Genomic DNA, 21,921 nt, shown 5'->3' on the forward strand with positions numbered 1-21,921 from the left:
GAGGGCGATACCGCCCCTTGGAAGTTATCCGCGTAGCGGAGGGCGATACCGCCCCTTGGAAGTTATCCGCGTAGCGGAGGGCGATACCGCCCCTTGGAAGTTATCCGCGTAGCGGAGGGCGATACCGCCCCTTGGAAGGGTGAGGCTTTTTTCGCCGACCATTCGGGAGGGGTGTGCACTAGGATTCAAAAAGACAACCTATAGAGTGCTTTCACAAAGATCGAGCCTCCCAGGGTAAGGAGTCCTTTGTCCCAGACAGAGCAGGTGCCGCTCATCTGGGCGGCAACGTCTGTGAAGGACGCTCTAAACCAGCCACTGGGGACGATGCGCTTTGGGTACAAAGCTCCTTCAGCGCGTTTCAAGCTTGATCCCTACCGTGGTGCGCGGTTTGAATCCGGGTAGGCTGGGGTTGAGGAAATTCCCGGCCTCGAGGTTCTTTTGCAAGAAGCGCAGGAAGAATGCGGCGGCAAAATGGCGGGCCAGATCGTGGGCGCGTTCCTGATCCCACACCGGCTCCCAGCAACGCCAGTAGTCCTCTTCCCTGCTGCGCACCTCGGGTGTGCACTCCACAAAGGGGTTGTGCTGGGCGGCGGCCAGGGTCAGGAGGTACTTCTGGCTCGAGCCCGCCTTACGGAAATATTCCAGCCCGTCGCGGCGGTAGGTAGCCACGTCGTCGGCCTCGCCCACCGCCACGAACAATGGCAGCTTGAAGTTGGCCAGCGAGCGGGCTCCAATCCAGGGCTGGCCGTAGGGGGCCATGGCAAACACCGCCTGGATGCGGGGGTCGGGCTTAACCATATTCAAGCCACGTTGGGCCTCCAGTTGGGCAAAAAAAGGCAGAGCAAAACAGGGCCCCTCGTTGCTGCTGCGGCAGTACTCGCTCAGGGCACTGCCGTCAAGCCCGGCTCCAGCCGCATTAATGACGGAATAGCCGCCATAGCTGTAGCCCAGCAATCCCACATTGCTGGCATCTGCACTGGGCATTTGCCGGGCCACCTCGCCAATGGCGAACAGGATGTCCAGTGGACGGTCGGCAATGCTGGTGATGTAGTTTTGCTGCGTGAGGGTCTGGTAGGTCGAGCCGGGGTGCTCGAGGGCGGCTACCACAAACCCCCAGCTGGCCAGGTGTTCGTTCAGGTAAGCAAACTGAAACCGGGTGCCGGGCTGTCCGTGCGAGGCCAGAATCAAGGGGAATCGGCCGTTTGCAGGGGTGGCATCGCGGTTGGCGCGCCCGCTGATTCGAACCGGGGTTTGTCCTACCACGCTTTCGTAAACAAGGTTCTGCTGGGTTCCGCTGGTGGGGTACCAAACCTCAGCGGCAATGGTGCGGTTCTGACGGCTCGAGTCGGTCATTTGCAGGGTTTTGACCCCGACCACAAAATTCCCTCGCTGAGCCAGAGGAGGTGCGTCTGGACGTTTCATACTCACTCCTTGGGCCATAACCCCGGTCAAGGCCTGTAAAATCAAGATCAGCAAGGCTATTCGATAGTTGGGCATATCACCTCTGGAGCCCAGATTGCTGGGTGCAAGCCAGGCCCTATTGAGCAGGGTTTTCTTCAACTCACCCGCTCCACCCGGATCATATTGGTGGTGCCACGAACCCCAAAGGGCACGCCGGCAGCAATCACCACGTACTCACCTACCTCGGCCAGCCCGGTCTCCTTGGCCTTGGCCACGGCAATTTCCACCATGTCGTCGGTGTCTTTGGGGTCGGGAGCCAGAAGGGGCAATACGTCGGAAACTAAGGCCAGCTGGTTGCGCACGTGGGGGTTGGGGGTCAGGGCCAGAATGGGTACCGGTGGTCGGGTGCGGGCCACCCGGCGGGCCGCCCCGCCGGTAGCCGTAAACACCACAACCGCTTTGGCTCCAGTGGACTCCACCACGTCGTCCACTGCCCGGGCGATGGCGTCCTGCACAGTGCGGTTGGCCGGGGGCCGCAGGGCATTCAGGCGGTCTTTGTACTCCTGGGTGGCCTCAATGGTTCTGGCGACCCGGCTCATAAACGAGACCGCTTCCACCGGGTACTGCCCGGCGGCGGTCTCCGCCGAAAGCATGATGGCGTCGGTGCCATCAAAGATGGCGTTGGCCACGTCCGAGGCCTCAGCCCGGGTGGGGCTGGGGTTTTTAATCATGGACTCGAGCATCTGGGTAGCGGTAATGACCGCCTTGCCGGCCTGCACGGCCTTGAGGATAATCCGCTTCTGTACCGCCGGCACCTCCTCCAAGGGCATCTCCACCCCCAGGTCGCCGCGGGCTACCATAATGCCATCGGCCTCTTCCAGAATCTCGTCGAAGCGGGCCACCGCACTGGGTTTTTCGATTTTGGCCATCAGCCGCGCGCGGGAGTTATGGCGGGTCAGGTAGTGGCGGGCTAAAAGCAGGTCGTCGCGGCTGCGCACAAAGCTGATGGCCACCCAGTCTACGTCCAGCTCGGCCCCCAGGGCGATGTCGTCGATGTCTTTATCGGTCAGGGCCGGAATGGAGAGGTCGGCCCCGGGAATGTTGATGCCTTTGTTGTTGGACAACCGCCCCCCGATGATGACGGTAGTGTGGATATCGTTGAGGCGAACCTCCTCCACCCGCAGGCGGATATTTCCGTCGTCCAGGAGCAGTATCTGCCCCGGAGCTACGTCGTTGGGCAGGCCCCGGTAGGTGGTCGAAACCCGGGTCTCATCGCCCTCGATGGGTTCAGAAGTGATGATGAACTTCTGCCCGGCCTGCAGCTCCACCGCGCCCTCGCGGAAACGCCCGCAGCGAATCTTGGGGCCCTGCAGGTCTTGCAGGATGGCCACCGTGCGGCCCAGGGCGCTCGAGGCTTCCCGGATCATGTGCACCGATTCGCGGTGGTCGTCGGACATTCCGTGGGAGAAGTTGAGGCGGAAGACGTCCACCCCGGCTTCGATCAGGGCGCGCACCATCTCGGGCGAGCGCGAAGCGGGCCCCAGGGTGGCCACAATTTTGGTTCGTTTTGGAAGTCCCATAGTTCTGCTCTCGGGTTGCAGGTCTCAGGTCTCAGGCCAATGGCTGTCCCGACCTGTGACCTGCAACATCATCTCTTGAACGCTCCAAAGCCCAGGAAGCGGGCCCCAGAACCCAGTTCTTCCTCGATGCGTAGGAGCTGGTTGTACTTGGCCAGGCGATCCGAGCGGCTGGCCGAGCCGGTCTTGATCTGGCCGGCATTGACCGCCACGGCGATATCGGCGATGGTGTTGTCCTCGGTCTCGCCCGAGCGGTGCGAGAGGATGGTGGTGTAGCCGCTGCGGTGGGCCAGGCGGATGGCCTCGAGGGTTTCGCTCAAGGTACCGATCTGGTTGACCTTAACCAGGATAGAGTTCCCCACCCCCATCTCGATGCCACGCTGCAGGATGGCCGGGTTGGTCACAAACAGGTCGTCGCCAACGAGTTGGGTGCGCTGGCCCAATCGCTCGGTCAGGAGTTTCCAGGTTTCCCAGTCGTCCTCGGCCAGCCCGTCCTCGATGGAAACAATGGGGTACTGGTTCACCCAGTTTTCCCAGTAAGCCACCATCTCGGGGCCCGTAAGCGACTTGCCGTCGGCCTCGAGCACATACTTGCCATCCCGATAGAACTCCGAGCTGGCCGGGTCGAGGGCCAGCGCAATGTCCTGGCCGGGCTTGTAACCGGCCTTCTCGATGGCGCTCAGAAGTACCTCGACCGCCTCTACGTTCGACTTGAGGTCGGGGGCAAACCCCCCCTCGTCCCCCACGTTGGTGTTGTAGCCTTTGGCCTTCAAGACCGATTTGAGGGCGTGGAAGGTCTCTACCCCGGCCCGCAGCGCCTCGCTGAAGGTCGGCAGCCCACCCGGCACCAGCATGAACTCCTGGAAGTCCACGTTGTTATCGGCGTGCTTCCCCCCGTTGATCACGTTCATCAGGGGCACCGGCAGGGTCACCCCCTGCACCCCACCCAGGTAGCGGTATAGCGGCAGGCCCAGTGCGTCGGCAGCTGCGTGGGCCGTGGCCAGCGAGACCGCCAGCATGGCATTGGCCCCCAGATTGCCTTTGTTGGCGGTACCATCGAGTTCCAGCAGGGTTTTGTCCACAGCTTCCTGGTTGAGCGCATCCAGCCCTATAACTTCGTCGGCAATACGCTCGTTGATGGCGGCCACCGCCCGCAACACCCCTTTACCGCCAAAGCGGGGGCCGCCGTCCCGCAGCTCGACCGCCTCGTGGGCTCCGGTTGAAGCCCCGGAGGGCACCATGGCCCGCCCACGGGCCCCGGACTCTAGCACCACCTCGGCCTCGACGGTGGGGTTGCCGCGGGAGTCGAGTACTTCCCGTCCTTTGATTTCTAGAATTGTGGTCATGGAAAAGGCCTCCTTGCTGGAAACGCTTCTATTTCCGCACAAGCCGCTTAAGAGTCTAACATCCCCACGTCAGGCTTGATCAAACTGCGTTCAGGAGAAAGCCCAACAATGCAGATCTGAAGACCCTTTGCAGCAGGCATTTCATCGGGTACACACGCCGCCCTAGACCCGCAGGGGAACCACCACAGCCAGATAACCCGCATCCTCCACAGCCTGTAGCACACTGGGGCTGGTGGGGCCGGACAGTTTGATCCGCACGGCACCCTCGATGGGGGCCAGCGCATCAATCAGGTACTGGGCGTTGTAGGCCACCATAAGCTGGGGTTCGCCCGAAGAATCGATGGCAAGCTCTTCCCTGCCCCGCCCGTAATCTCCCTCGGCATCGATGTCGAGCTTGCCATTGTTGAACAATAGATTAACGCGGTGGTTGTTGCGATCCGACAGCACCGCTACCCGCTTGAGGCCCTCGCGCAGGGCCTCGGCAGCCAGGATGGCTTCCAGGACAAAGCTTTGTGGAATCACCCGTGCATAGTCGGGGAATTCGCCTTCCATCAGCTTGACCGACATGCGAACGGCCTCCCCCACCAGGGTCAGGGTGCCCTCTCCCACTGCAAAGGCCACCTCCCCCTGGGCATCCTTGAAGACCCGCACAATCTCGTCGGCGCTCCTGGCCGGGATCACCAGCTTGCGGGTTTGGAGTTGCATGGGCAGGTCGTAGCGGGCCAAGCGGAAACCGTCGGAGGCGACCGCCCGCAGGCTGGAGGGGGACATCTCCAGCTGTACCCCCCGGAAAATGGCCCGATACTCCTCGGTGCTGGCTGCGTAGCGCACCCGGGTGATGGCCTGGGCCAGGCGCGAGGCGGCAATCTTTTCAGAGCCAGGGGCCTTAAAGGCCAGTTCGGGGTAGCCATCGGGGCTGGTGGTGGAAAGCTGGGTGTTGAAGGCGCCCGAGTGAAGCTCGAGGCGCTCCCCCGACCGCTCACCCGTGCCAAAGACCAGCTCTATCAGCTCCCCCGGGGCGCTTCGGACAATCTGTGCAAAGGTCTGGGCCGGCACCAGGACCTGGCCGGAGCCCTGGATCTCGGCGGGTAGCTTGACCTCGAGGTCTACCTCGCCGTTGGTACCGCGTAGAATCAGACCCTGCTCGGACAGTTCGATGGGTAAATAGGTCAGGATGGGGTTTGAACTGCGGCTGGGAATGATCCGCTCGAGGATGGAAAGTCCTTCGGCAAGGGTACGTTTGGGGATGCGAACTTCCACACTGGCCTCCGTGTTGGGCTATTAGCCGGGTTTGCGGCCCCCGGTGAGCCCAAATATTCTAACAGTCAACCCAGTTTCCATAAATGCGCCTAAGACCTACCACAGGGTTGGTGCATAAAGTAAAACCACGCCTTCCTCCCCCAACGGGGGAGGCTAGGTGGGGGCATAACACCCAGAGAGGTCACCTACCTGCGGGCATTTTTTCAGCAACAAACGTCTTAAGTGCCCCTGGCTGAGGTTTGCGAGGTTTCACGCACCGACCCTGAGGCCTACCATACCCTGGTTGCTTGTGGGTGGGTTTTAGAAAATCCTGGATATTACTCCCGAGTGGCTAAAATATCCACTGTTCACCACCCACCACCGGCGTGAATCGTAATGGGCCTGGTTCAGAGCGCCACGTAAAGCACCAATGATTGTTTTTGAGCTGAAGGGGGTTGAAGCTGAGTTGTGGAATTACTTTTTCCTAAAAATTTGCCCTAAGTGGTGTATAAGACTTCAGGGGTCTGGGCCTTTGAAGTTTTTGAGGGAGCTTTAGTTCGACTGAAACAGGCTGCAGAATTTAAATACCTACTTCTTTTTAAAAATTTTAAGAATTAGTAATAGTAGTAATAGGGCCTGTGGATATGTGGATAAGGGCTCTTTAATCCGCATTGGTATCGAATTTGACCTGTGGATAAAGGGACTGGGTAATTGTGTATAAGCTGTGGATAAACTGTGGACGAATTGGGTACTTATCCACAGGCCTGTTATGAACGTACTTATCCACAAGTCTATCCACAGGGTTGTCCACATCTTATCCACAGGGTTATCCACAGGTTGAATTAATTTATCCACAGTTTTAAGGCTCGCAATTATGTTATTCAATTACAAGGAAACGCGACTTGGGCCAAGTTCTTGAGATCGGAGGGTGGTTATTTGTCAAAACCTGATTAGCGCAGCCGTTCCTTGATGCCTTTGAGGGCTTGTTGCAAGGCGGTGTCACTATCTATATTCTCCTGGATCTTCTGGATGGCATAAAGCACGGTGGTGTGGTCGCGTCCATCGAAGAACTGACCGATCTCTGGCAAGGAGGCGTGGGTCATCTCCCGAATCAGGTACATAGCCATCTGGCGGGGAATAACGACCTCCTTGCGGCGACCTGCCCCGCGAATCTCTTCCAGCTTGAGGTTGTAATAATCGGCCACAGCCTTGAGGATTTCCTCGGGGGTCAGGTTGGCATCGGTAGCGGCAAACACGTCGGAAAGAGCCTTGACCGCTACTGCTTTACTCAGTTGCACACCGTTAAGCGAAGCATAGGCAATCACCCGCATCAGGGCCCCCTCGAGTTCGCGGATGTTGGAGGTGATCTGTTTGGCAATGTACTCGAGGACCTCCTCGGGGATGCGCATATTGCGGTACTCGGAGTTCATCTTGAGGATGGCCACCCGGGTCTCGAGGTCGGGCGACTGGATGTCGGTGATTAGACCCCACTCGAAGCGGCTGCGTAAGCGGGCTTCTAAGGTGAGGATGTCCTTGGGAGGCCGGTCGGAGGACAGGATGATCTGTTTGCGGGCCTCGTAGAGGGCATTGAAGGTGTGGAAGAACTCCTCCTGGGTACGTTCCTTGCCGGCGATGAACTGGATGTCGTCTACCAGCAGCAAATCCACCGAGCGGTAGCGGTCGCGAAACTCGGTCATGCGGTCTTCACGGATGGCGTTGATGAGCTCGTTGGTGAAGGTCTCGGTGGAGACGTACTCAATTTTCTTGTCCGGGAAGCGCTGAGCTACCGAGTGACCTACTGCGTGCATCAGGTGGGTCTTGCCCAGTCCCACCCCTCCGTAGATAAATAGAGGGTTGTACGCGTTACCGGGGGATTCGGCCACGGCCACGGCTGCAGCGTGGGCCAGGTTGTTGTTCTGTCCCACCACAAAGTTTTCGAAGATGTATTTGGGGTTGAGCCGAGCACGCGATTCCTGCGGCTTGCTTTGAGTGGAAGCCGAGAAAATATCGTCTTGAACAGGCTTCCCGGGTACAACCTTGAGTTCAAAGCGCGGGGTTTGGGCCCCCAGGCGGGTCAGGGCCTCGGTGAGCAGTTCGGCGTAGTGATCCTCGATCCAGCCCTTGAAAAAGCTGGTGGGAACGCCCAGCTCGAGCGAGCCGTTGACGACCCCGAGCGGCTGAATCTTTTCAAACCAGGTGTGGTACTCCACCTCGGTGATGCTTTGGCGCACGTACTCGAGCACGTTTTGCCAGACAGTGTTTTGGGTCAAGGCCAATCCTCCTGAAATCCTAACAAGTTTGTACATTCTACCGAGTTATCCACAGGTGGGGAATGCCCTGTGGATAATCCTGTTCAGGCGAATAAAAACACCCCTCTAGGGCTTAAGACCCTGTACTAGACAGCTAAATTTCGAAATATTGAGCCGCAAATCGGTCTTGGGGCGTCAAAGTTAAGGCACAAGCGATTTTAGATGCGGGAATGCTCTGCTAGAATGCGAGGTTAGGAGTTGGGTGGATGAAGGTCTATGACGTAATTGTGGTAGGGGGTGGACACGCCGGCATCGAAGCCGCCTGGGCCGCAGCTAGGCTTGGGGCCAAGGTGGGGCTGGTTACGTCCAACCCCGAGCGCATCGGCTTGATGCCCTGTAACCCGGCGGTGGGCGGGCCCGGCAAGAGCCAACTGGTGGCGGAAATAGAGGCTCTTGGCGGCCTGATGGGTAAACTGGCCGACGCCACCGCCATTCATACCCGTGTACTTAACCGTTCCAAGGGCCCTGCTGTGCAGAGCCTACGGGTGCAGGTAGACCGTGATGCGTATGCCCTTGAAGCCCAGCGTGTATTGCTGGCCCATCCCCACATCGAGAGCGTGCGGGCCGAGGTGGCAGCGTTGTGGTTGGAGCGGGATAGCCTGCGCGGAGTTCAGACCGTGGATGGTCGAAAAATAGCTGCCCAAGCCGTGGTTGTAGCCAGCGGCACCTTCTTGCAGGGAGTGGTTTGGTACGGGCGGCAGTCCAGGGCCGCGGGACGTCAAGGCGAGCCCCCGGCCCGCTTTCTCTCCGAAAGCCTGAAGGCCGTAGGGCACCGCTTGCTTCGCTTTAAAACCGGTACGCCGCCCCGCATCCAGGCCGACTCTGTGGATTACCAAAAGCTGGAGGTGGTGCCTGCCGACGACCCCCCCGAGACCTTTTCGGGTACGGTGGGTATGCATGCCACAGCCCGCCCTACCTGGCAGACCCGCACCACCGAGGCCACTCACCTGCTCATCCGGGAAAACCTGCATCTGTCCCCTCTGTATGGTGGGGACATTGAAGGGGTGGGGCCGCGATACTGCCCCTCCATAGAGGACAAAGTGGTGCGTTTTGCCGATAAGGACACCCATTTGCTCTTTGTTGAGCCTGATGGCCTTCACACCACGGAGTTGTACTTACAGGGTTTCAGCTCTTCCCTACCCCCGGAATTGCAGGTGCGCATGGTGCAAACTCTGCCGGGGTTTGAAAAGGCCGTCATCCAGCGCTATGCCTATGCGGTGGAATACGATGCGGTAGACCCCCTGGAACTGACTCCAGGACTCCAATCCCGTAAGCAGCCAGGGTTGTTTACGGCGGGCCAACTCAACGGCACTTCGGGTTACGAAGAAGCTGCAGCCCAGGGGTTACTGGCCGGGTTGAATGCAGCCCGCTATGCAATGGGCCTGGCGGAAGTCTGCTTGCCCCGTGAATCTGGCTATATCGGGGTCATGGTGGACGATCTGGTGCATCGGGGTGTGGACGAACCCTACCGAATGATGACCTCGAGGGTGGAGTTGCGCCTGCTGTGCCGCTCCGACAATGCCGATGAGCGTTTGCTGCCTCTGGCGGCAGCCTGGGGTTTGCGCTCGCCGAAGGATTTGCAGACGGTGCAAGCCAAGTACGCTCGAGTCCAGGGCGAACTGCTTCGCCTACAAAAAAGCCGGGTGGACGGCGTCTCGGCGTTGCAGTACCTGCGCCGTCCCGAGGTCAGCTATGAACAGGTGCTGCAGATAATTGGCCAGCCCGAGGAGCCTTTGAATAAAGCCGAAGCTTACCAGGTAGAGGTGCGGGCCAAGTACGCGGGCTACATGGAGCGGCAGGCCAAGCTGCGGGAAAAGCTGAAGGAGCTCGAGGTCTACCTCCTCCCCGCGACCCTGGACTATGGCAAAGTCCCCAGCCTTTCCAAAGAGGCGGTGGAAAAACTAAGCCGGGTTCGACCCCGTTCGGTGGCGGAAGCCTCGAGGGTTCCGGGCATTCGCGACTCGGATATTACCGCGCTTTTGGTCTATCTGAGCAAGGTTCCAGCCTCTGTCTAGGTTTCAGACCGAGCCAAACCGCACACCATGTTTCACGTTTTACATTAGGGGAAATCTCGTTGTGGAGGAAAGGTTCTCAGTGCTCCAGATGTGGAAAAATCAATGGGTGGGCACTTAGCCAACACCATGATGCAAATGACTCTAGAGGGTAGACGGTTGTTTTTACAGGGCGGTCAGGAACTTGGGCTGGATCTAGAGCCATACCTCCCTCGGTTTGCCCGATTCTATGAACTGCTCAACCTCGTCAACCAAAGCACCAATCTAACTGCTATACGGGATGAACAAGGCATCGTCCTAAAACATTTTTTGGATTCACTAACCTGTTTGTCCTACTCTGGTTTTATAGACGGCCTCTCGGTAATTGACGTCGGCACCGGGGCGGGTTTCCCCGGTTTGCCCCTGGCCATTGTGCGGCCCAACATCCACTTTGATCTTCTGGATGCCACCCAAAAAAAAGTGGGGTTTGTTGCCCAGGTGATTCAGGATCTGGGGCTGAGCAACGCCCAGGCGCTTTGGGGGCGCGCAGAGACACTCGCTCGGCAAAATGTAAAACGTGAAACATACGACGCGGCCTTAACCCGGGCAGTGGCTTCGCTGGCAACGGTGGCCGAGCTAACCCTCCCGTTGGTACGAATGGGTGGATTTGTGATTGCGCAAAAAGGGGCTGGGGCGGAAGCGGAAGCTGAGCAGGCCCAGGGTGCATTGCGGAGATTGGGAGGGGTGGTTGAGCACATCCTTCGGTTAACACTGCCCCGCACCGGGGATGAGCGCGCCCTGGTTATCATTCAGAAAATCTCCCCTAGCCCGCTTGAGTATCCGCGCAAACCCGGGGTTCCCGCTAAAAATCCGTTATCCTAGTGGACAAGGTGAAGCGCATCGGGATCGTAAATCAAAAAGGTGGGGTCGGGAAGACCACCACAGCGGTCAATCTTTCGGCCTACCTGGCTAAAGCGGGTCAGAAAGTTTTGCTGGTGGATCTCGACCCACAAGTCAACGCGACCTCCGGTGTAGGGCAGGCTGTGCAGGAAGAGAATATCTATACCGTGCTGGTCGGCTCTGGTGAAGCCCAGAGGGCTGTGGTCAACATTACCAAAGGCCTGGATTTATTGCCCTCGAGCCCCAATCTGGTGGGGGCTTCCGCCGAACTCATTGAAAACCCTACCCGGCTTGCCGAAGTACTGCGCCCGCTCGAGCCTGCCTACGACCTGATCCTGCTGGATGCGCCCCCCAGCCTGGGGCCCATCACCCTCAATGTGCTTGCGGCTTCGGAGGGGCTAATTGTGCCGGTGCAGGCCGAATACTACGCGTTAGAGGGTATCGCGGGTTTGATGGAGACCATTGATCAGGTACGTGCCAGTCTCAACCCGGCCCTGCGGCTTCTGGGTGTGCTGATTACCATGTATGACCCCCGCACCTTGCTATCGCAGCAAGTCGAAAGCAACATCCGTGTGAATTTGGGCGAGAAGGTCTTCTGGACAGTGATTCCACGCAACGTCCGGCTGGCCGAAGCCCCCAGCCACGGTCAGGACATAGGCCAGTATGCCCCTACCAGCAGTGGAGCCCATGCCTACCGACGGCTGGCCGAGGAGGTGATGCGCCGTGTCCAAGAAGCCTAGCGGTCTGGGCAAGGGGTTGGAGGCCTTGTTGCCCAAAACCCCGGCCTCCCTGACCAAACTGCCCCTGGCCTTGATCAAACCCAACCCTGGGCAGCCCCGCCGCCTTTTTGATCCGGTTGCGCTGGACGAACTGGCGGCTTCCATCAAGGAAAAAGGTCTGTTGCAACCCCTGTTGGTGCGCCCCAAGGGGGATATGTACGAGCTGGTCGCAGGCGAGCGACGCTTCAAAGCCGCTCAGATGGCGGGGTTGCGCGAGGTGCCGGTGGTCATCAAAGACATTGGTGAGCGCGAGGCCCTCGAGATTGCCCTGATAGAAAACCTCCAGCGTGAGGACCTCAACCCCCTGGAAGAAGCTGAAGGGTACAAAAAACTGGTGGATATGGGGATGACCCAGGAAGAGGTGGCCAGGGCGGTGGGGAAGGCCCGGGTAACCGTGACCAACGCCTTGCGCCTGCTGCAGTTGAGCCCTGAAATCATGCAAGCCCTTGAAGAGAACAAAATAAGTGCAGGACATGCCAGGGCCCTCCTGATGCTGCCCGAAGCCCGGCGCAATTGGGGGCTTTCGGAGGTGCTTTCCAGGCAACTCAGTGTGCGTGAGACCGAAAAACTCAAAGACAAACCGGCGGCACAGGGCGCACGTTCCAGAGGTGAAGAGGCCTATGCCGACATTGCCCGCAACCTTTCGCGTCGGCTTGGCACCAAGGTTCGCTTTACCCATTACAAGCGAGGTAAGATCGAAATTAGCTACCACTCCGAGGAAGAACTGAGCGCCATCTTGCAGGCTTTGGGCTACGAAGCCTGACCCGGGATACCCCAGCCTGTCCTGGGGGAAATTCAGGGTAATGGTATCCGGATTGCGCCCTCGAGATCGGTGCGGCGGATCTCCACACCGTGTAAGCTCAATCGCTCCAGCACGGATCGGGTGGGGTGCCCGTAGGGGTTGCTGCCCACCCCGATCAGGGCTACCCTGGGCTGAAAACTTTGTAGCAATCGTCCGCCAGTGCTGGTATCGGAGCCGTGGTGTCCTACTTTGAGAAAGTCCACTTTTTCGGCCTCCCAAAGGGCCTCGGCCGAAACCGGAGCGTCTCCAGTGAACAGGGCTTTACGCCCTTTGTACTCCAGCACAAACACCAGGCTACGGTCGTTGTCCAGCGCTTCGCGGCCCTGCGGCCCCAGAAAGCGCAGGCTGGCCCCAGCAATTTTGAGCTGTGTGCCGGCTCGAGCCGATACTATCTGCACCCGCTGACGGTGGGCGGCTTGGTGCAAGGCATCGTCTAATTCATCCCCCCGCACCCGCGGTCCAGTGACCAGTGTGCCTAACGGAAAGTTTTGCATCACCAGCGGCAGGGCCTGTATATGGTCCCCGTCGGGGTGGGTAGCGATTACCAGATCCAGATCATCTACCCCCAGGGCCCGCAGCGCACTTTCCAGTCGGGGATAGGCCCAGTCCCGGCCCCCGTCCACCAGAATCTCCACCCTGCCCGGCAGGCGTACCAGCGTGGCATCGCCCTGCCCCACGTCGAGCTGCCAGATTTCGGCCCGTTGGAGTGTTTGCGGCAACAGCGAAACCAGGATCGTGGTCGCGGCCAGTACGCCGGCCCGCGACCAACGAATGCGACCATAAAGTGCAGCCAGCAAGGGCAAAATCCCCAGAAAATACAGCGCAAAACCTGTGGGGCCAATCTCGCCCCAGCGCAGTTGCGGCCCGCTGGATAGCCACCCCACCAGTCCCAGCGTAAGTTGGCTGAGCCACTCCACTGGCCAGGCCAGAACCCCGCCCAGCAGCAGCTTGACAAAGCCCAGCGGAACCAACAGGTTCAAAATCGGAAGCACCAGCAAATTGGCGATGGGGGAGACCAGTGGCAGTTGGTGAAAGTGGTGGAGCAGTAGTGGAAGGATAAAGAGCTGGGCTGCAAAAGTCACACTGACCGAGGCCCAGAGCCAGTTTTGCCAGCCCTGAAGCTTTGGCAAGCGGGGAAGCAGCAGGGCCATTCCCAGCACGGCCAGGTAGGAAAGCTGGGCCGAGAGGCTGAAGATGGCATGAGGCCAGATCAACAGGTGAATAAAAAGCGCGAGCGAGAGGGCGGGCAACACCGCCACCTTGCCCTTGCCCAAAAACAAGCCCAGCAACACCAGACCCCCCATGATCACCGCCCGTACCAGCGAGGGTTGCGGCCCGACCAACAGCAAATACATCAGCAGGAGGCCCAGGGTCACCAGATAACGCCAGTGTCCTAGCCGGTACAAAAGCAGTACCAGAAATCCAGCCAGAATGGCCACGTGGAGCCCGGAAAGAGCCAACGCGTGGGCCAGTCCGGCCCGCTGGAACTCGCCATAGGTCTCCCCCAGCTCCCGCCGCTCACCGAGGGTTAAGGCTTCTGCCAGCGCTGCTGCCGAGGGGGAGAGCCCGGCCACCAATTGCTGTCGGAGCCGCTGCCGGGTGTCCGGGGCCGGGGGTTCAAACCGCACCACCTGCCGGGCCTGCAAGACCGCCTGGACGCCCAGACCGCGTAGCCAGATTGCTTGATCAAATCCGCCGGGATTGCGCCGGCTTTGTGGGCGGAGCAGATGGCCCTCCAGGATGTAGTTACCATCCTGCAAGCGGGGAAAATACCGCACGTAAACCCGCCCCTGGGGGGTGTGCAGGAACCCTTCTTGGAGGGTGCCCTGAAGCCGCACCCACTGTCCTATCTGCGAAGCCCAGGGGTCTTTGGACAGACCCAGATGAAGAACCACCAGGGTGTACGCCAGTAAGCCCAACCACCGCGCCGTCTGCGGCAACCAAAGCCCAGCCAGCAAGCCCAAGAACGCCCAGGGGGTAAGCTGGGTTAGAGCACCGAGCAGTGCCCCCAGGCCCAAGGCATAAGGAATCATAGGGCGACCAGCGGCCGCAAGCGCTCCAATAGCTTGGGGCCAATTCCCTTGACCCGATCCAGATCCTCGAGCGAACGGTAGGGGCGGCCTTCAATAATGCGCTGGGCGAGCGCGGGGCCAACACCGGGCAGGCTTTCAATCTCGGCCTGGCTAGCGCTGTTGAGGTTGACCTTGGCAACCTCCGGGGCAACAGGGCCGGGTTGTAGGGCAGACGAGGTCACCTCTGGCCGGGCCAGCAAGCCCTGTGTAGCCGGGGTTTTGACCTCAGCCTGGGCGAACCGAACGGTTAGTTGGGGCCAAATACTTGCGAATCCAAGCGCAAGGACAACAGCAATATAGGCTACGCTCAGCCAACGTTCCACAAAGCCCCAATTTAGCTACCCTTGGGGTGAGAGCGGGGTTATTTGACAAGAGACAGGCTGTTGCGAAAATGTCAGGGCCTGGTATGTGGAGGGTCTATTTTTTCGTCCAATCAGTAGGGCTCGGATAAGCGCCACTGAATCAGTGAGAGCGACAGCCCGATGGCAATCACGCCCAGCGGAATCCAAATATCGCTGGTGGTGCCCATATTCACCACCAGATACCCCACCGTGACCACCGCCGTAATGAGCGCAGATACTTTGAGCAGCGTCGAGATAATCCGCTGGGTAGAACGGAGGGTTCTGACAGGGGCTACCGGCGGAACGGTTAAATCGCCTTGCGAGGCCGGAGCCGAGGGCACCGGAGTAGGTAAGGGCTCGGCCACAGCGGGCGCAGCGCTGGATTTGGGGGAGCCTTCATACGCCCAGATGGAGTCGCTGGGTTCATCGGGCAGGGTTTTGGGGGGTTCTGCGATGTTAATTTGCCCCGAGGGAGCGGGTTCAATCTCTGCCGGGGCGGGCATTTCCAAGGGGGTAGGGTGGGGTGGATGGGCAATCGGTTTGCTGGGAGCGGCAGCCGGTTCTTCTAACTTGGGGAACAGGGGAGAGGCTGGCGCTGCCGGGGCTTGCTCGAGAGTTTTAGGGCGTTCGATGATCTGGGTGGGTTCGGATTTGGCTTTGAGTACGTGGCCCTTGAGCGACTCCAGAAAGAGTTTCAACTCGTCTTTCTGGAAGGCAATCGGGGCAATTTCCATTAGGGTGCCCTGTTCGCCTACTACATCCACATTGCCTGTCTGTTTGTTGACACCAATACGCTTAATTTGAGAGAGCCGCGCACTTTGCTGGGTGTGGTCATCCAGGTAAAACAATTCTCGGCTGGTCAGTGCGAGAAGACCTCCAGGGCCTTCTAGCCGAGCAATAATATCGGCCTGGGTTAGGTCTGAAAGGCGAGCTTCATATTTGCCCATGATTATCAGTTTACAACATACGCAGGATAGTCTGCTTGCATCCGTCACGTAAAATCGAACAGATGGCGGTATAACCATGGCTCCCAGACATGAAAGTTGTCCGAAAAAGAAGAAAAACCCTGCACAGCAAAGGAGAACCAGATGACATTCTCTATGCCTGTTCTACTTGGTCACCGCGGTTCTCCCCACGGGGCCAGGGAAAACACCCTCGAGTCCTTCCAGCTGGCCCTGGAAGCGGGCCTGGATGGCCTCGAGCTTGACCTGCACCGCACCCGCGATGGGGTTCTGGCGGTTTATCACGACTTCGAGTTTGAGGGACGGCCCATCAACGAACTGGACTGGCCTGCTTTGCAACACCTGGCGCCCTGGATGCCCCGCCTCGAGCAGGTTTTTGAACTGGCCGAGCAATTTCCCAAAACCTGGCTCAACTTGGAGCTCAAAAGCCAGCCGGGCCCCTCAGACGGCCGCGAAGCCGCGCTGGTCCAAGCCCTCCTGGTCTGGCCAGAGCGAGAACGGGTCTGGATCAGCAGCTTCGATCCCCTGGCCCTGATTCGCTTGCACCGGCTAAAGGTAGATGTTCCGCTGGCCTTGCTGTATGCCGAGCCCGAGATGGAAGAACTGGTGCCCTGCTTGCCGGTGCAGGGGGTACATCCTCATTTTGCCCTGCTGAACCAGGCCAAGGTGAGCGAACATAAGGCCAGGGGCCTTTTTGTAGCCACCTGGACGGTCAACCAGGCCGCCGTTGTGCGCGAACTCCTGGCGTGGGGTGTGGACGGTATCATTGGCGACCTGCCCACAGAGCTTCTGGCAGGCAGACGCTAAATTGCACACCCCCTTGCGGCACTCTGCGCTACGCTTGAGCCATGCAAGGGATGCGTTTCAAACTCATTGCCGCTGCCGACCCGGATATGTTCCAAGATCGGCTCAACCGTTTTGTGGAGAGCCTGCCTCCGGATGCGCTGATTGTAGATATTAAGTTTTCCACCTCGACCAGCGGCGCACAGACCATGTACGCCGCTTTGGTGCATTACAAGTCGGTGGAAGAGTGGAAAGACTAGTGGTCAGGTAATCAGGAAATCGGTGCGCAAATCAGTGCCTTCCAATGAGCCGCAGATCGCAATTTGGGGCAATCAACGTGCTTCAAAACGCGCCGAAAATAAGTTGTTGGTGCACCGGAAAAGTCCGCCATTGCAGCGATCAGGCGATTTGTAAGGCTTGTTCAATACGTTCCAGCGCCAGCGGTATATCTTCGTCGCGCAGGTCGCGGTGGGTGACAAAGCGCACCCGGTTGGCAGCCATCGGATTAATCAGTACCCCCAGCTCACGCAGCCGCTCGGCAAAAGCGGGGGCCTGGGGAACCTGGGCATACACCATATTGGTCTGCACCGCTTGCATGTCTACCTCGAGGTGCAGGCGCAGCATCCCTTCCGCCAGGGCCCGGGCCATCTGGTGGTCTTTGGCCAGGTGCTGGGGGCCTTCGGTCAGGGCCACGATGCCGGCCGCCGCCAGCACCCCGGCCTGCCGCATTCCACCCCCCAGCAGCTTGCGGTAGCGCCAGGCCTCGGCCCTGTAGTCGCGGGGCATCAGCAAAAGGGAGCCGACCGGCGCCCCCAGCCCTTTGGACAAACAGATCGAGACCGTGCGGAAACCCCGGGCCAGCTCGGTAGGGGTGGTTTGCAGGGCCACTACCGCATTGAAGAAGCGCGCCCCGTCCAGGTGGGTGGGGAGACCAGCCTGGTGGGCGACTTGCTGAATGGCACGCTGAACCGCCAGGGGCACGACCGTACCGCCGGCGGTGTTGTGGGTGTTTTCCAGTGCGATCAGGCCGGTGGGGGCCTGGTGTACCGAGGTGTGGATTGCGGCCCGCACGGCCTCGGGGTCGGGTACGCCGTAAGGGGCTTCCACAATCCGGATGGTTCCGCCCGAGAGCACCGCCAGCGAGCCTGGCTCGTATTCATAAATGTGCGCCCCTTTGGGAGCAATCACCTCCTGGCCGCGTTTCAGGTGCAGCATCAGGGCGACCTGGTTGGTCATGGTGCCGCTGGGCATGAAGAGGGCGGCCTCGAGGCCCAGCATCTCGGCGGCCAGGGCCTCCAGGCGGTTTACGGTGGGGTCTTCGCCGTACACATCGTCTCCTACCTCGGCCTCGGCCATGGCCTTGCGCATAGCAGGGGTGGGCCGGGTTACGGTGTCGGAGCGGAGGTCAATAACCTGCATGGGCCTTATACTACTGCTGAAAGCAGGGTTGTATGGAACATCAGTCCTACGCCTACGCTAAGAACCACTGGATGCTGGAGTCGGATCTGCCGGCCCTCCTGAACCGTTACTGGAAAGGTTGGGAGGCCCATCGGGACGAATTCGAAAGCTTTGGTGCCCTAGCCGGAGGCGAGGCCTACCGCGTGGCCGACCATGTGGACAAAGAAGCTCGCTCGGTGCTCGTGATGCACGACCTGGAAGGCCAGCGCATAGACCGGGTACGGCTTTCGCCAGCTCAGGAAAGCCTCAACCGCCAACTGGCCGCCATCAACCGTGCCCCCTACCAGGGGGGAAGCTGGCACCTGCACTTTGCCCAGGGCTTCCTACTGGCCGACCCCGGTCTGTACTGCATCCAGACCATCACCAACGCCACCGTCTACGCCATCCACAAGTACGCCCCGCAGTTTGCCCCTTGGAAAGAAGAACTTTTGCAGGGAAAAGCTTTTGGAGCTACCTGGATGACCGAGGTGCAAGGCGGCTCCGATCTGGGGGCCAACAAAGTGCGGGCCGTGCCCGACGGGGCGGTCTGGCGTCTCTATGGTGACAAATACTTCTCCAGCGGGGCGGGCCTGACCGACTATGCGATTGTTTCGGCCCGCCCGGAAGGCGCCCCGCCCGGCCCCAAGGGGGTGGCTTTGTTCCTGGTGCCCCGCCTGGATAGCAACGGGGCGCTCAACTACCGGGTACGCCGCCTCAAGGACAAGCTGGCCACCCGCGCGGTGCCTTCGGGCGAGGTGGACTTCGACCACACCGAGGCCTACCTCATCGGCAAGCCCGAGGAAGGCATTTATTACATCCTGGAAACCCTGACCCTCTCGCGCCTGGCCAATGCAGTGGGGGCGCTGGGTCTGGCTCGCAAAGCCCAGCTCGAGGCCCTCTTCCGCGCCCGCTCCCGGGTGGCCTTCGGCCAGAAGCTGGAAGAGCACCCCCTCATCCGGCGCGACCTGACCGACCTAGCAGTGCGCATTGCGGGTGGGCTGGCCCTCACCTTCCGCGCGGTGGCGGCCTGGGAGGAGGCCTGGCTCGAGACCCCCCCCCTACAGCCCTCGCTACCACTACGCCCGCCTGCTGGCGCACCTGGCCAAGGCCCGCACCGCCGAGCATGGCACCTACTGCACCCAGCTCGGGATGGAACTATTCGGCGGGGTAGGCTTCGTGGAGGACTTTGCCATCGCCCGTCTGGCGAGAGAGGCCCTGATTACCCCCATCTGGGAAGGGCCGGCCAACGTGCAGGCCCTGGACACCCTGGAGGTGCTCTTCCGCAAGGGGGCCGCCGAGCCTTTTGTGGAGGAGTTTGCGTCCAGGCTCGAGGCTGTTGGCACCGAGGAGGCCCATCGGGCCCGCTCCGTGTTGCAAGACACCCTGGCCGGCCTGCGGGCCCTTTCCCCCCAGGAGGCCCAGTGGCAGGCCAAGGACGCCCTGCGCACCCTGGCCGATGCCGCTACCGTAGCTCTCCTGTACGACCTCGGCGGCGAGCGCTACGCCAAGCTGGCGGCCCTGTACGCCCGGCACTTCCTGCAAAAGGAGGAGTACCCGGCCTGGGCGATGCGGGCAAAGGAGGTTTGGAGTTTGGCCGGTGTTGCCGTTTAGTCCAGTGCTTCCAGGCGCACCGGGTTGCTGTGAAAGGTTGAACCCTCGCCCATGTCGGTAAGGTGTTCACCGGTGAGCCAGTTGATGCCCTTGCCATCGGGGGCCGACTGTTCCCACCAGGTGCCTTCCAGCACCACCGTACCCCGGACGGGGGCCTCGCTCACCCGTACCCGACGCACCACGGCGCCGTGCTGGGAGCGTATCCGCACCAGCGCCCCATCGGCTGCTGCGTAGGCCCGCGCATCCTCGGGGTGCACCAACAATATTGGCTCGCCACCTTCGCCTTGCACCAGGCGCCCGATGTGTCCGTAGGTGGTATTCAGGAAGTGCTTGGCTGGGGGGGTCATCAGGATCAGGGGGAAGTCCCTTGTGGGCTCGGTCAGGATCACCTGGGGTGGGGGGTCGAACTGTACTTTGCCCGAAGGGGTGGCTGCCTGCTCGGTGAAGGGGCGGAAGTCCGGGGGAAGGTTGAGCCGCACGAAGCCTTCGGCCTTGAGCCGCTCGAGGGTGATACCCCCCAACCAGGGGTGGTCGGTGTCCAGCAGCGAGCGGGCCAGGGTCTCGGCGTCCCAGTAGAGGGTGGGTTCCTCCAGGCCCAGCCTTTTGCCCAGCTCGGCGAAGACCCAGGTGTTGGGCCGGGCCTCGCCCTGGGGGGGCATCAGCGCCTCGTTCCAGGAGAGGTAGTAGTGGCCATAGGCAGTGTAAAGATCGGGGTGCTCCAGGAAAGTGGTGGCGGGCAGCACGTAGTCGGCGTAGCGGGTGGTCTCGGTGAGGGCCTGCTCGAGCACCACCGTAAAAAGGTCTTCGCGCAGCAGGCCTTTTTGCACCAGGTCGGAGCGGGGGGCCACTACCGCGGGGTTGGAGTTGAAGACAAACAGGATCCGGATGGGGGGCTCCAGGGCCGTGAGGGCTGTGCCGATCTGGGTCATGTTGACCCGTCGGGGCGAGGGGGTGCGCTGGGCCAGCAGGTGCTGCCCCCCCAGGTAGCGGCGGTCAAGGGCAAAGGCCCCCCCAGTGCTCAGGAGGGCCCCGCCCCCCCGGTGCTGCCAGGCCCCAGTGAGGGCCGGCAACAGAACGACCGCTCGCAGGGCCGAGGCCCCGCCGGGGTGGCGGGTCAGGCCGTAGCTGGTACGAATGAAACTGGCCCTGGCCTGGGCGAACTCGAGCCCCAGCCGCTCGACCGTGGCCGCCGGTACGCCGGTGACCGCCTCTACCCGCTCCGGTGTCCAGGCTTCGGCAGCTTGCATGAAAGCCTCGAAGCCGGTGGTCATGCGGGCTATGTAGGCCGTGTCGTGAAGGCCAGCTTTTACAATGGCCCGCGCCATCCCGTAGGCCAGCGCCGCGTCGGTACCGGGCCGAATTTTGACGTGCTCGTCGGCAAAGCGGCTGGTGAGGTTTTCGTAGGGGTCGATGTGCACAATGCGGGCCCCGTTCTGGCGGGCTTTCTTTAGGAAAGGAGTCAGGTGGGTGTGGGTGTGCAGGCTGTTGATGCCCCACAGCAGGATGAAACGGGCCTGGGGGACGTCCTCGGGGTCGGTGCCTAGACGGTCGCCGTAGGTGGCTACCCAGGCCGCCCGGCCCGCGGTGGCGCAGATGGTGGTCTCGAGTTCGCTCGCACCAATCGCCCGGAAAAAGGTGAGGGGGTGCTCGTACTGCATCAGGCCCATGGTGCCCGCATAGTAATAGGGCAGTATGGCCTCTGCCCCATACTGCTTTAAGGTGTCTTTCAGCCGAGCGGCAATATCGTCTAAGGCTGCCTCCCAGCTCACCCGCTCGAACCGGCCTTCGCCCTTCTGGCCCACCCGCTTCAAAGGGTACAGAGGCCGCAAAGGGTGGTGCTGGCGCTCGGGGTAGCGGTAGGTCTTGACACAGGCAAAGCCCTGGGTCATGGGGTGGCGGGGGTCGCCCTCGATTTTGAGCAGCGTATAGCGGGTATCGTCGATGGTAGCAATTAACGAACAGGCATCGGGACAGTCCAGGGGGCAGGTGACGCGGGCCTGGCGAACATTCATATTCACCATACTAAAAAACCTACCCTAAGCTGTCCATGCGGGGCTTACATTGGCCCCTGTAGACTGGTGCTCGATGCAGGGCCGCCGCTGGCTGATCTATGCCACTGGACTTCTCTGGCTTCCGCTGGTCATGGCCGGGGGTTCGCTGCTTCTTACCCGGGCGGTGGCGGCCCCGCTGTTCGTGGCCTACCTGAGCCTGTTTTGTCTGGTGGTTTCGCTGGTGTTGTTCTGGATGGGTATTGCCGGGCTGCTGCGCCGGCGGCTGCGGGTAGCCGACCTGCTCTGGTTGGGGTTGTATGGGGTGGGGGCCTTGCTCTACACCCAGCTCACCGGCGTGCTCAGGCCGTGAAGCGGGCGCG

General features: G+C 60.7%; 17 protein-coding genes and 1 pseudogene. 8 read left to right on the top strand and 10 right to left on the bottom strand.

Annotated features, from left to right (window positions below):
• Positions 1-348: 348 nt before the first annotated feature.
• The 5 genes from Q0X23_RS06205 to dnaA form a co-directional block, all read right to left on the bottom strand.
• Entirely contained in the window at positions 349-1,422 is a 1,074-nt protein-coding gene (locus Q0X23_RS06205) for a hypothetical protein (RefSeq protein WP_297859501.1), read from the bottom strand.
• Between the two features lie 134 nt (positions 1,423-1,556).
• Complete coding sequence (gene pyk / locus Q0X23_RS06210; RefSeq protein ID WP_297859502.1) at positions 1,557-2,981, bottom strand: pyruvate kinase; 1,425 nt, start codon at positions 2,979-2,981, stop codon at positions 1,557-1,559.
• 68 nt (positions 2,982-3,049) lie between these two features.
• Positions 3,050-4,324, bottom strand: a complete 1,275-nt coding sequence (eno, locus tag Q0X23_RS06215; RefSeq protein ID WP_297859503.1) for a phosphopyruvate hydratase — start codon at positions 4,322-4,324, stop codon at positions 3,050-3,052.
• Between the two features lie 162 nt (positions 4,325-4,486).
• Complete coding sequence (gene dnaN, locus Q0X23_RS06220) at positions 4,487-5,584, bottom strand: DNA polymerase III subunit beta (RefSeq protein ID WP_297859504.1); 1,098 nt, start codon at positions 5,582-5,584, stop codon at positions 4,487-4,489.
• 929 nt (positions 5,585-6,513) lie between these two features.
• Positions 6,514-7,869: a chromosomal replication initiator protein DnaA gene (gene dnaA, locus Q0X23_RS06225; RefSeq protein WP_297859505.1), complete on the bottom strand. Its 1,356-nt coding sequence runs from the start codon at positions 7,867-7,869 to the stop codon at positions 6,514-6,516.
• Between the two features lie 209 nt (positions 7,870-8,078).
• Between dnaA and mnmG the strand changes: the two genes are divergently transcribed.
• The 4 genes from mnmG (at position 8,079) to Q0X23_RS06245 (ending at position 12,305) form a co-directional block, all read left to right on the top strand.
• On the top strand, positions 8,079-9,887 hold the full coding sequence (gene mnmG / locus Q0X23_RS06230) for a tRNA uridine-5-carboxymethylaminomethyl(34) synthesis enzyme MnmG (protein WP_297859506.1): 1,809 nt from the start codon (positions 8,079-8,081) through the stop codon (positions 9,885-9,887).
• Positions 9,888-10,016: 129 nt separating this feature from the next.
• Positions 10,017-10,745, top strand: coding sequence for a 16S rRNA (guanine(527)-N(7))-methyltransferase RsmG (gene rsmG / locus Q0X23_RS06235; protein WP_297861175.1), 729 nt, complete (start codon positions 10,017-10,019; stop codon positions 10,743-10,745).
• An 8-nt stretch (positions 10,746-10,753) separates the two neighbouring features.
• Entirely contained in the window at positions 10,754-11,503 is a 750-nt protein-coding gene (locus tag Q0X23_RS06240; protein WP_374707446.1) for a ParA family protein, read from the top strand.
• The gene (locus tag Q0X23_RS06245) at positions 11,487-12,305 is read left to right on the top strand and encodes a ParB/RepB/Spo0J family partition protein (RefSeq protein ID WP_119339613.1); all 819 of its coding nucleotides are present in this window, start codon (positions 11,487-11,489) and stop codon (positions 12,303-12,305) included. The genes Q0X23_RS06240 and Q0X23_RS06245 overlap by 17 nt, the downstream gene beginning before the upstream one ends.
• 32 nt (positions 12,306-12,337) lie before the next feature.
• Here Q0X23_RS06245 and Q0X23_RS06250 read toward each other — a convergent pair whose 3' ends face one another.
• The 3 genes from Q0X23_RS06250 to Q0X23_RS06260 form a co-directional block, all read right to left on the bottom strand.
• Positions 12,338-14,377: a DNA internalization-related competence protein ComEC/Rec2 gene (locus Q0X23_RS06250; RefSeq protein ID WP_297859507.1), complete on the bottom strand. Its 2,040-nt coding sequence runs from the start codon at positions 14,375-14,377 to the stop codon at positions 12,338-12,340.
• Positions 14,374-14,739: a ComEA family DNA-binding protein gene (locus Q0X23_RS06255; protein WP_297859508.1), complete on the bottom strand. Its 366-nt coding sequence runs from the start codon at positions 14,737-14,739 to the stop codon at positions 14,374-14,376. Before Q0X23_RS06255 ends, Q0X23_RS06250 begins: the two co-directional genes overlap by 4 nt.
• Before the next feature lie 110 nt (positions 14,740-14,849).
• The gene (locus Q0X23_RS06260) at positions 14,850-15,704 is read right to left on the bottom strand and encodes a hypothetical protein (protein WP_297859509.1); all 855 of its coding nucleotides are present in this window, start codon (positions 15,702-15,704) and stop codon (positions 14,850-14,852) included.
• 153 nt (positions 15,705-15,857) lie between these two features.
• On the opposite strand from Q0X23_RS06260, the gene Q0X23_RS06265 reads away from it, so the two are divergent.
• Positions 15,858-16,526 carry a glycerophosphodiester phosphodiesterase gene (locus tag Q0X23_RS06265; RefSeq protein ID WP_297859510.1) on the top strand — a complete coding sequence of 223 codons (669 nt, stop codon included), beginning with the start codon at positions 15,858-15,860 and terminating at the stop codon, positions 16,524-16,526.
• A 41-nt stretch (positions 16,527-16,567) separates the two neighbouring features.
• On the top strand, positions 16,568-16,762 hold the full coding sequence (locus Q0X23_RS06270; RefSeq protein WP_297859511.1) for a hypothetical protein: 195 nt from the start codon (positions 16,568-16,570) through the stop codon (positions 16,760-16,762).
• Between the two features lie 139 nt (positions 16,763-16,901).
• Here Q0X23_RS06270 and Q0X23_RS06275 read toward each other — a convergent pair whose 3' ends face one another.
• Positions 16,902-17,921 carry a low specificity L-threonine aldolase gene (locus Q0X23_RS06275; protein ID WP_297859512.1) on the bottom strand — a complete coding sequence of 340 codons (1,020 nt, stop codon included), beginning with the start codon at positions 17,919-17,921 and terminating at the stop codon, positions 16,902-16,904.
• Between the two features lie 32 nt (positions 17,922-17,953).
• On the opposite strand from Q0X23_RS06275, the pseudogene Q0X23_RS06280 reads away from it, so the two are divergent.
• Positions 17,954-19,550, top strand: a pseudogene (locus tag Q0X23_RS06280) (acyl-CoA dehydrogenase family protein).
• Here the strand turns inward: Q0X23_RS06280 and Q0X23_RS06285 are convergent.
• Positions 19,547-21,562: a molybdopterin-dependent oxidoreductase gene (locus Q0X23_RS06285; protein WP_297859513.1), complete on the bottom strand. Its 2,016-nt coding sequence runs from the start codon at positions 21,560-21,562 to the stop codon at positions 19,547-19,549. The pseudogene Q0X23_RS06280 and the gene Q0X23_RS06285 overlap by 4 nt on opposite strands.
• Before the next feature lie 73 nt (positions 21,563-21,635).
• On the opposite strand from Q0X23_RS06285, the gene Q0X23_RS06290 reads away from it, so the two are divergent.
• Positions 21,636-21,911: a hypothetical protein gene (locus Q0X23_RS06290; RefSeq protein WP_297859514.1), complete on the top strand. Its 276-nt coding sequence runs from the start codon at positions 21,636-21,638 to the stop codon at positions 21,909-21,911.
• Positions 21,912-21,921: the final 10 nt, after the last annotated feature.

This window comes from Meiothermus sp. (assembly GCF_026004115.1).
Lineage (GTDB): Bacteria > Deinococcota > Deinococci > Deinococcales > Thermaceae > Meiothermus.

Bases quoted from the DNA above. Each gene is read 5' to 3' on its own strand.
- Q0X23_RS06270 (WP_297859511.1), top strand. From the start codon at position 16,568: ATGCAAGGGATGCGTTTCAAACTCATTGCCGCTGCCGACCCGGATATG.
- Q0X23_RS06205 (WP_297859501.1), bottom strand. From the start codon at position 1,422: ATGAAACGTCCAGACGCACCTCCTCTGGCTCAGCGAGGGAATTTTGTG.
- Q0X23_RS06290 (WP_297859514.1), top strand. From the start codon at position 21,636: ATGCAGGGCCGCCGCTGGCTGATCTATGCCACTGGACTTCTCTGGCTT.
- rsmG (WP_297861175.1), top strand. From the start codon at position 10,017: ATGCAAATGACTCTAGAGGGTAGACGGTTGTTTTTACAGGGCGGTCAG.
- Q0X23_RS06275 (WP_297859512.1), bottom strand. From the start codon at position 17,921: ATGCAGGTTATTGACCTCCGCTCCGACACCGTAACCCGGCCCACCCCT.
- dnaA (WP_297859505.1), bottom strand. From the start codon at position 7,869: ATGTACAAACTTGTTAGGATTTCAGGAGGATTGGCCTTGACCCAAAAC.
- eno (WP_297859503.1), bottom strand. From the start codon at position 4,324: ATGACCACAATTCTAGAAATCAAAGGACGGGAAGTACTCGACTCCCGC.
- Q0X23_RS06265 (WP_297859510.1), top strand. From the start codon at position 15,858: ATGCCTGTTCTACTTGGTCACCGCGGTTCTCCCCACGGGGCCAGGGAA.
- Q0X23_RS06285 (WP_297859513.1), bottom strand. From the start codon at position 21,562: ATGAATGTTCGCCAGGCCCGCGTCACCTGCCCCCTGGACTGTCCCGAT.
- Q0X23_RS06250 (WP_297859507.1), bottom strand. From the start codon at position 14,377: ATGATTCCTTATGCCTTGGGCCTGGGGGCACTGCTCGGTGCTCTAACC.
- pyk (WP_297859502.1), bottom strand. From the start codon at position 2,981: ATGGGACTTCCAAAACGAACCAAAATTGTGGCCACCCTGGGGCCCGCT.
- mnmG (WP_297859506.1), top strand. From the start codon at position 8,079: ATGAAGGTCTATGACGTAATTGTGGTAGGGGGTGGACACGCCGGCATC.
- Q0X23_RS06260 (WP_297859509.1), bottom strand. From the start codon at position 15,704: ATGGGCAAATATGAAGCTCGCCTTTCAGACCTAACCCAGGCCGATATT.